Source organism: Serratia sp. 1D1416 (assembly GCF_003641105.1).
GTDB classification, from domain to species: Bacteria; Pseudomonadota; Gammaproteobacteria; order Enterobacterales; family Enterobacteriaceae; genus Serratia; species Serratia ficaria.
Genome location: NZ_CP032738.1, coordinates 4,682,372 through 4,691,695 on the forward strand (window position 1 = coordinate 4,682,372; position 9,324 = coordinate 4,691,695).

The window sequence follows — 9,324 nt, forward strand, 5'->3', positions numbered from 1 at the left end:
TGGCGCCGCCGACGATTAACGGAACGACAAGCCCGGCGACAGGCTGGCCGGCAGCGACAGGCTTTCGCTTTCCAGCGACGCCATCGGCCAGGCGCAGTAATCCGCCGCGTAGTAAGCGCTTGGGCGGTGGTTGCCCGAGGCGCCCACGCCGCCGAACGGCGCCGCGCTGGAAGCGCCGGTCAACGGCTTGTTCCAGTTGACGATGCCGGCGCGCGCCTCCAGCAGCAGCCGGTCGAACAGTTCGCGCCGCGGCGACACCAGCCCGACCGACAGGCCGTAGCGCGTCTGGTTGGCCAGCCGCAGGGCCTCGTCGAAGTCGCGGTAGCGGATCACGGTGGTCAACGGACCGAAATACTCCTCATCCGGCACCCCGCGCACCCCGGTCAGATCGATAATGCCGGCGCTGAGCAGAGAATTACCCTGCTCCAGGCGCTGCATGGTCAGCAGCGGCTTGCCGCCCAGGGCCAGCAGGTTTTGCTGCGCCTCGAGCATTTTCTCGGCCGCCGCCGATGAGATCACCCCGCCCATAAACGGCTGCGGGTCGGCATCCCAGCGGCCGATGCGCAGCGCGCTGGCCACCTGCACCAGGCGTTCGATAAAGGCGTCGCCCTCAGCGCCCTGCTTCACCAGAATGCGGCGCGAGCAGGTGCAGCGCTGGCCGGCGGAGATAAACGCCGACTGGATCGCCAGGTTGACCGCCGCATCGCGGTCTTCAAAACCGTCGACGATCAGCGCGTTGTTGCCGCCCATCTCCAGCGCCAGGATCTTCTCCGGCTGCCCCGCCAGTTGGCGGTGCAGGTGATAGCCGGTGCCGGCGCTGCCGGTAAACAGCAGGCCATCGATGTCGGCGCTGGCGGCCAGCGCCTCGCCGGTCTCCCGGCCGCCCTGCACCAGATTGATCACCCCAGCGGGCAAACCGGCCCGCTGCCACAGCTTCAGCGTCGCCTCTGCGGTCAGCGGCGTCAGTTCGCTCGGCTTGAACACCACGCAGTTACCCGCCAGCAGCGCCGGCACGATATGGCCGTTCGGCAGGTGGCCGGGGAAATTATACGGGCCGAACACCGCCAGCACGCCGTGCGGCCGATGGCGCAGCACCGAAGCGCCGTCGGCCATCGGCGTATGGCTCTCGCCGGTGCGCACCTGATAGGCCTGCAGGGAAATGCCCACCTTGCCGATCATCGCCTGGATTTCGGTCAGCGTTTCCCAGCGCGGCTTGCCGGTCTCGCGGCTGATGGTTTCAGCCAGCGACGGCTTGTGCTCCTCCAACAGCGCGGCGAAACGCTTCACCAGCTGCTCGCGTTGCTCAAACGGCGTACGCGCCCAGGCCGGAAAAGCCGCGCGGGCGGCTTCGCAGGCGGCGGCGACGTCGTCGGCGTCGGCGGCGTTGGCGCGCCACAGCGGCAGATTGTTCACCGGATCGGTTTTGCCGAATTCAGCGCCGCGGCCCTGCCGCCAGACGCCGTTGATAAACAGTGCGGGATGCGACATCACGCTTTCTCCTGTGCAATAAGGGGATCACCCGCACCGGGCTGCCCTGTTCGACGCCCAGCGCCGCCGCGGTGGCGGCGTTGACGTGCAGGCGATCGTCATACAGATCGGCATTAACCAGCAGTGCGCGGTAGTGTTGATAATGATCGTTAGCCACCAGCAGCGCCGGGGCATCGGGACGCATCGGGGTCTCGTCCAGCACCACCTTCACCAGGCGGCTGTGTCTGACCGCGCGGATCTGGTCGATTTCCGCCTCCAGCGTCGGGCCGCCGTCGAAGATATCGACGTAGCCCTGGTAGCGCAGACCTTCCGACTCCAGCACCCGGCGCGCCGGCACCGTCTGCGGATGCACTTCGCCGATCACTTTTTGCGCGTCCTCTGCCAGGAAGTCGACGTACAGCGGGTGCTTCGGCATCAGCTCGGCGATAAACGCCTTCTGCCCGGTGCCGCTCAGGTAGTCCGCCTTGGCGAACTCGATGGAAAAGAAATGGCGCCCGACGCTTTCCCAGAACGGCGAGCGGCCGTTTTCATCGGAAAAGCCGCGCATCTCGGCGATCAGCCGGCGCGCGAAGCGTTCGCGGAACGCGGCGATAAACAGGAAACGCACCTTCGACAACAGTTTGCCGTTCTCGCCGTGGCGATAGTCCGGATCAAGGAACAGCGTGCAGAGTTCGGAATGCCCGGTGTGATCGTTGCTGAGGAACAGCGTCGGCACCGACTTATACACGTTCAGCTGTTTGGACGCGTGCACCTGAGTGCCGACGCGGAAGCTGTACCAGGGTTCCGCCAGCCCGACGGCCACTTCGATCGCACAGACCCCCACCACCTGCTGACGCTCGCTGTCTTCCAGCACAAACAGATAACACTGGTCACTTTGCGGAAGTTCGCCTTGCCAGGTTTTTAACGCCCGCTCAATGCGTGCCGACAGGGTATCTTCATTTTGCGGCAGTGAAGTGAGACCGATGCCGGACTTGCCGGCAAGCCGCAGTAAATCAGCCAAATCGCGACGCTCTATAGGGCGAATAATCATCATAATGCGAACCTCTTCTGAATCAGGCTGCGCCGCTGAAGGCGCAGCCCGTTTGTTAGCTGCAAATCCGCGCCACGGCGCGCGCGAATCGCGCCAGCCCCTCTTTCACATCCTGCTCAGGAATGATCAGCGATGGGGTGAAGCGCACCACGTCCGGCCCGGCGATCAGGGCAATCACCCTTCTTCGTTGGCCAGCTGGGTGATGTGTTTCGCCTTGCCGGCGTAATCCTGGTTCAGCACGCAGCCGATCAGCAAACCGCCGCCGCGGATCTCAGAGAAGATCGGGTATTGGCGGTTGATCGCGTTCAGCCCCTCGAGGAACCATTGGTGACGCTGCTTGACGCCTTCCAGCACTTCAGGGGTGTTGATGATCGAGAACACCGTGCCCGCCACCGCCGTCGCCAGCGGGTTGCCGCCGTAGGTGGTGCCGTGGGTGCCGACGCCGAGGGTTTTCGCCAGCGCGTCGGTGGTCAGCATCGCGCCGATCGGGAAGCCGCCGCCCAGCGCCTTGGCGGTGGTCAGCACGTCCGGCACCACGCCGTACTGCATGTAGGCGTACAGGTGGCCGGTGCGGCCCACGCCGGTCTGCACTTCATCGAAGATCAGCAGCGCATTGTGGCGGTCGCACAGTTCGCGCAGCCCCTGCAGGAAGCTGGCGTCGGCCGGCAGCACCCCGCCTTCGCCCTGGATAGGCTCGACGATCACCGCGCAGGTGCGGTCGTTGATCAGCTCGGCGGCGGCGGCCAGATCGTTATACGGCGTATGGGTGATGCCGCCCGGCAGCGGAGCGAAGTCCTGCGAGTACTTCGGCTGGCCGCCGGCGGAAACGGTGAACAGCGTGCGGCCGTGGAAGGCGTTATTGAACGCCACAATCTGGTCTTTCCCGGCGCCATGCCGGTCGTGCGCATGTTTGCGCGCCAGCTTCAGCGCCGCTTCGTTGGCTTCTGCGCCGGAGTTGCAGAAGAACACCTTGTCGGCAAAGGTGGCGTCGATCAGCTGTTTGGCCAAGCGCAGCACCGGCTCGTTGGTGTAGCCGTTGCCCAGGTGCCACAGCTTGCCCGCCTGCTCCACCAGCGTCGCCTTCACCGCCGGGTGCGCATGGCCCAGCGCGTTGACCGCGATGCCGCCGGCGAAATCGATGTAAGACTTGCCCTGTTGATCCCAAACCTGTGAACCTTCTCCCCGCACCAGAATAAAATCAGCGGGGGCATAAACCGGGACCATCCAGTCGTCGAAAGACTGGCGGGTAACTGCGATTGGCTGTTCCATAGTGACCTCATAACTTCAGCAAAGGCTGAATTTTGACTGTAAGGGCCGTTCCTGCCCGGATGTTCCGCAACAAAACAAAAAAAACGCAGCGCGACACCGACTTTCCGACCGGTGATAACTTTGCCATTCACCGGCCATTCAGAAACAAATCTGTTACATAAAATCGATTTTTCGCTATTTATGCCGCGTATCGGGTCCGGAACGGGGAATAAATGTTAACGAGCAGTTAAAATACATGCCGTTTGATAAAGAGTGTAGAGCAGCTATCGTGCCAAAACGGGATTTTCGGGGGATTTTTGGATTTTTTTCGTTAAAACAACGGCTTATAATGCATACTTATTCAATATTTATGCATTGGTAATGAATAATTGAAAAAATAAGGCCGGAAATCATCATCGGCCGCGAAATCCTATTCAATTGCAAAAAACTTCAAAATTTCTGATCGCGCTCGCAAAAATAATTTGGCCCGATTTGCTTAAGGTCACACTTTTGCCCCGTCAAAGTGCAGGCCCCGCACCATTATCGGGCAAGGCCGCGTCAACTCAGGCGTTGCGCGGCGCGTTGCCCCCGCGCGATGCGCTCGGCGGCGCGCCGTTTTTGCCGCGGAGCCCATCTTGATTAACCAGCGACTACACTGTGATCCTGACCGCATTTTTCTTATTTCGGCTCACCAGGAGACACCATGTCCAAAAAAACTGTCGATCTCGGCCAGCCGGCCGCACAGCGCGATATCCGCGCCTTTCTCGACGCGTTGAACGCCGGCGGCGGCAAGCCGATGGAGCAGATGAAACCGAAAGAGGCGCGCAAGGTGTTGGAAGGCGCGCAGAGCAGCGTCGAAGTGCCGCTGCGCGAGGTGGAGATCAGCGAGAAAACCATTCACGTCGATGGACAGGACATCCTGCTGCACCTGGTGCGGCCGGCCCGGGTAAAAGAGAAACTGCCGGTGTTTATGTTCTTCCACGGCGGCGGCTGGGTGCTGGGGATTTCCCCACCCATGAACGGCTGGTGCGCGATCTGGTGCACGCCTCAGGCGCCGCCGCGGTGTTCGTCAACTACACCCCGTCGCCGGAGGCGCATTACCCGACCGCCATCAACCAGGCCTACGCCGCCACCGAATGGGTGGCCGAATACGGTGAGAAAATCAACGTCGACGGCGCGCGGCTGGCGGTGGTCGGCAACAGCGTCGGCGGCAACATGGCGACGGTGGTCAGCCTGATGGCGAAGGAGAAAGGCACCCCGGCGCTGCGCTGCCAGATCCTGCTGTGGCCGGTGACCCACGCCAGCTTCGATACCGCGTCTTACCGCCAGTTCGCCGAAGGACACTTCCTCACCCGCAACATGATGAAATGGTTCTGGGACAACTACACCACCGACAAGGCGCAGCGCAAAGAGATCACCGCCTCGCCGCTCAACGCCTCATTGGAGCAGCTGCAAGGTCTGCCGCCGGCGCTGGTGCAGACCGCCGAGCTGGACGTGCTGCGCGACGAAGGCGAAGCCTACGCCCGGCTGCTGAACGCCGCCGGGGTCGAGGTCACCGCTACCCGCTACAACGGGTTGATCCACGACTACGGCTTGCTCAACCCGCTAGCCCAGGTGCCGGCGGTGCACTCCGCCCTGCATCAGGCCGGGCGCGCGCTGAGGCACTACCTGTCCTGACCGGCGTAATGGCAGGCCACCCGATGGCCGGGCGCCACGCTGCGCAGCCGCGGCGCCTGCTCGCGGCATTGCGCCGTCGCCTGCGGACAACGGGGATGGAAACGGCAGCCGGACGGCGGATTGGCGGGATTAGGCGGTTCGCCGCGCGCCGCCTGTGGCGCGCGGCGCTGCGGATCCAGCGTCGGCACCGCCGCCAGCAGCGCCCGGGTATAGGGATGGCGCGGCTGGCGAAACAGCGTGTCGCGATCGGCGCTTTCGACAATCTGCCCGAGATACATCACCGCCACGTCCTGGCACAGATGCTCCACCACCCCGAGATCGTGCGAGATAAACAGCAGCGTCACTCCCTGCCGTTCCTGCAGATCGGAGAACAGGTTGATGATCTGCGCCTGTATCGACACGTCGAGCGCCGAAATAGGCTCGTCGGCGACGATAAATTCCGGCCGCAGGATCAGCGCGCGGGCGATGCCGATACGCTGGCGCTGTCCACCGGAAAACTCGTGCGGGAAGCGCCCGTAATGTTGCGCCGACAATCCGCAGATCTCCAGGGTATCGATCACCCGATCGCGCACCTCGCTTTTGCGCGCCAATCCGTGCTGCAACAGGGCTTCGCCAATCGCATCGCCGACCCGCAGGCGCGGATTCAGCGAGCTGTAGGGGTCCTGAAACACCAGCTGCATTTTCGGCCGCAGGGCGCGCATCCGGCCGGCGCTCAGGCGGTCCAGCGCCTGCCCCCGGAACAGCACCTCGCCGGCGGTCTTGTCGTGCAGCCCCAACAGCGTGCGGCCGACGGTGGTTTTGCCGCTGCCGGACTCGCCCACCAGCCCGAAAATGCTGCCTTTGCGAATGCTAAAGCTGACGTCGTCCACCGCGCGCAGCTGGCCGGTGGTTTGCCCGAACAGGCCCTCGCGCAAGGGAAAATATTTTTTCAGTCCTTTCACTTCGACCAAAGGTTCAACCGACATTTATGCGCCCTCCGGCGTTGAGAAAACAGGCCGACTGGCGCTGCAGCGGGCCATACAGCGGCGGCACGCCGTCGCGGCAGCGGGCGGTGGCCTGCGCGCAGCGCTCGGCGAAGGCGCAGTGGTCCGGCAGGCGGGTCAGGTCAGGCACCTGGCCGGGAATGGAATACAGCCGGCGACGGCGCTGCCCGGGCACCGGACGCGAAGCCATCAGCCCCTGGGTATAAGGATGCTGCGGATCGGCCAGCACTTCGCGCGTCGGCCCCTGCTCGACGATGCGCCCGGCGAACATCACCGCCAGCCGGTCGGCCATCTGGGCGATCACCCCCAGATCGTGGGTAATCAGCATCATCGCCATATTGTGCCGGCGCGTCTGCTCATGCAGCAGCGCCAGGATCTGCGCCTGCACCGTGACGTCGAGCGCGGTGGTCGGCTCATCGGCGATCAACAGCGCCGGGCGGCAGCCGATGGCCATGGCGATCATGATGCGCTGCAGCATGCCGCCGGACAGCTGATGCGGATAGCACTTCATCAGCGCTTCCGCCCGCGCCAGCCCCACCTCCGCAATCAACCCGATCGCCTGCCGCCAGGCGGCTTTGGGCGACAAGCCGCGGTGGCGGATCAGCGGCTCCATCAGCTGCTCGCCGAGCGTCAGCACCGGGTTGAGCGCGCTCATCGGTTCCTGAAAGATCATCGCCAATCGATTGCCGCGCAGGTCGGCCATCTGCGCAGGGCGTAACTGCAGCAAGTTCTGCCCATCAAAGCGGATCTCCCCGCCGTCAATCCGCGCCCCCGGCGGCGGCAACAACCCCATCAGCGCCATGGCGGTGACGCTTTTGCCGCAGCCCGACTCGCCGACGATCCCCAGCGTTTGCCCGGCATGCAATTCCAGGCTGAGCTGCTGCACCGCCCTGGCCCGCCCTTGTTCGCCGTGGAAGGACACCGACAGCTGCCTGAAGGCCACCAAAGGCTGGCTCATGGTCTTACCCCGTTCATTTTCGGATCCAGCGCGTCCCGCAGGCCGTCGCCGAGAATGTTGATCGCCACTACGGTGATGAAGATCGCCAGCCCGGGCGGCATCCACAGCCAGGGGCGGCGCTGAAAGTCGATCAGGCTGTTGGCGGCGTCCATCATGTTGCCCCAGGAGGGCATCGGCGGCACCACCCCCAACCCGAGATAGCTGAGCGCCGACTCGCTCAGGATCGCATTGGCCACCCCCATGGTGGCCACCACCACCAGGATCGGTACGGTGTTGGGCAGCAGATGGCCGAAAATGCGCCGACGGGCGGACAATCCCAGCACCTCGGTAGCCAGCATGAAGTCGCGTTCGCGCAGCGACAGGATTTGCCCGCGCACCAGCCGCGCCAGCGACGGCCAACCCAGCAGGCTCAGCATCATCATCACCATATAGATGCGGTAGTCCGACGAAACGTCCAGCTCGTTCAACATCGCGCCCATGACGATCAGCAACGGCAGGCTGGGGATGGTCATCACCAGATCGGCGAAGCGCATAATCAGCTTGTCCGCCACGCCGCCCAGATAGCCTGACAGCGCGCCGAGCAGGTAGCCGAGCGTGACCGACAGCAGCATCGACACCAGGCCGATGGTCAGCGAAATGCGCCCCGCCAGCAGCAAACGGGTGCCGATATCGCGCCCGAGAAAATCGGTGCCGAGCCAGTGTGCGGCCGTCGGCGCCTGATTGATGTTCAGGGCGTCGCCGGCGTCATCCCGCCACGGCGACAGCATCGGCCCGAAGACGCACAGCAGCGCCAGCAACAGCAGCAGCGTCAGCGAGATCATCGCCGGCCGATGCCGCCGCAGACGCCGCCAGGCCTGCGCGGTCGGCGGCGGCGACAGCTGCGCCAGCGCCGGAAGTTGCGCCTGCCGCCAGCGGCGACGGCGACCGAGAAACAGCGTAGCCAACATGGTATTACCTCAAACGAATGCGCGGATCGGCATAGGCGTACAGGATGTCCGCCAGCAGGTTGCCGAGCAGGGTCAGCACCGCCAGAAACAGCGTAAAGCCCATCAGCACCGGGTAATCACGCGCCGCCAGCGAATCGATGTGAATGTGCCCGGCGCCTGGCCAGTTGAAGATTTTTTCGGTGATCAGCGCGCCGGAAAACAGCGCCGGCAGCTCGAACCCCAGCAGGGTGATGAGCGGCAGCAGCGCATTGCGCAACGCGTGGCGCAAGATCACCGTTTTTTCCCTCAGCCCCTTGGCGCGCGCGGTGCGGATATAGTCCATGCGGATCACCTCCAGCATGCTGGCGCGGAAATAGCGCGTCAGGGTGCCGGCCTGCAGCATCACCAGGGCCAGCACCGGCAGCAGCAGATGCGCCGCCACCTCCAGCGCCCAGGCCAACTCGGTCGCTTCGCTGCCGGTGCGCAGCATGCCGCCCGCCGGCAGCCAATGCAGATCGACGGCGAACCACTTGATCAGCAGCAGGCAAAGGAAAAAGGTCGGGAACGACATGGCGGCGAACACCCCCACCGTGACCAGGTGGTCGAACGGCGAATACGGCTTCATCGCCGAGGCGACCCCGATCGCCAGCGCAATGCCCCAATACAGCACCAGCGCCACCGCCGCCAACAGGAACGAGTTCCAGATATACTGGTTCAGCAGCGTACTAACCGGGATCTGATACTGCAGCGAAAAACCGAGGTCGCCGTGCAGCAGTTGGCCGAGCCAGTGCAGATAGCGGGTCAGCAGCGGCTGGTCCAGCCCGTACAGCGCCCGCAACTCCGCCGCGCGCTGCGCCGTCAGGTTGATGTTGCCGTCGATAAAATCGCCGGGGGTCAGCGCGAAGATGCAGAAAATCAGCAACGAGGCCAGCAGCAGCATCGGAATGGTTTGCAGCAGCCGACGCAGAATAAAGTTTCTCATGCGGTATCCCATCACCGCCGCCCGGCCCGGCG

General features: G+C 64.0%; 6 protein-coding genes and 2 pseudogenes. 1 reads left to right on the top strand and 7 read right to left on the bottom strand.

Features of this window, described 5'->3' with window-relative positions:
- Window positions 1-15: 15 nt before the first annotated feature.
- The 3 genes and pseudogenes from astD to D7I37_RS22800 form a co-directional block, all read right to left on the bottom strand.
- Complete coding sequence (astD, locus tag D7I37_RS22790) at window positions 16-1,488, bottom strand: succinylglutamate-semialdehyde dehydrogenase (RefSeq protein WP_129544423.1); 1,473 nt, start codon at window positions 1,486-1,488, stop codon at window positions 16-18.
- The gene (gene astA / locus D7I37_RS22795) at window positions 1,433-2,521 is read right to left on the bottom strand and encodes an arginine N-succinyltransferase (RefSeq protein ID WP_242502730.1); all 1,089 of its coding nucleotides are present in this window, start codon (window positions 2,519-2,521) and stop codon (window positions 1,433-1,435) included. The genes astD and astA overlap by 56 nt, the downstream gene beginning before the upstream one ends.
- Window positions 2,522-2,573: 52 nt before the next feature.
- A pseudogene (locus D7I37_RS22800) lies at window positions 2,574-3,787 on the bottom strand (aspartate aminotransferase family protein).
- 682 nt (window positions 3,788-4,469) lie between these two features.
- On the opposite strand from D7I37_RS22800, the pseudogene D7I37_RS22805 reads away from it, so the two are divergent.
- A pseudogene (locus D7I37_RS22805) lies at window positions 4,470-5,443 on the top strand (alpha/beta hydrolase).
- Here the strand turns inward: D7I37_RS22805 and D7I37_RS22810 are convergent.
- From D7I37_RS22810 to D7I37_RS22825, 4 genes are read right to left on the bottom strand one after another with little or no spacing between them, the layout of a single operon-like run.
- A complete protein-coding gene (locus tag D7I37_RS22810) occupies window positions 5,431-6,408 on the bottom strand; it encodes an ABC transporter ATP-binding protein (protein WP_061794617.1) in 978 nt (325 codons plus the stop codon). The pseudogene D7I37_RS22805 and the gene D7I37_RS22810 sit on opposite strands and share 13 nt — an antisense overlap.
- The gene (locus tag D7I37_RS22815; RefSeq protein ID WP_129544424.1) at window positions 6,398-7,384 is read right to left on the bottom strand and encodes an ABC transporter ATP-binding protein; all 987 of its coding nucleotides are present in this window, start codon (window positions 7,382-7,384) and stop codon (window positions 6,398-6,400) included. The genes D7I37_RS22810 and D7I37_RS22815 overlap by 11 nt, the downstream gene beginning before the upstream one ends.
- On the bottom strand, window positions 7,381-8,331 hold the full coding sequence (gene opp4C, locus D7I37_RS22820) for an oligopeptide ABC transporter permease (RefSeq protein ID WP_061794619.1): 951 nt from the start codon (window positions 8,329-8,331) through the stop codon (window positions 7,381-7,383). The genes D7I37_RS22815 and opp4C overlap by 4 nt, the downstream gene beginning before the upstream one ends.
- A 4-nt stretch (window positions 8,332-8,335) precedes the next feature.
- Entirely contained in the window at window positions 8,336-9,292 is a 957-nt protein-coding gene (locus tag D7I37_RS22825) for an ABC transporter permease (protein ID WP_129544425.1), read from the bottom strand.
- Window positions 9,293-9,324 lie beyond the last annotated feature (32 nt).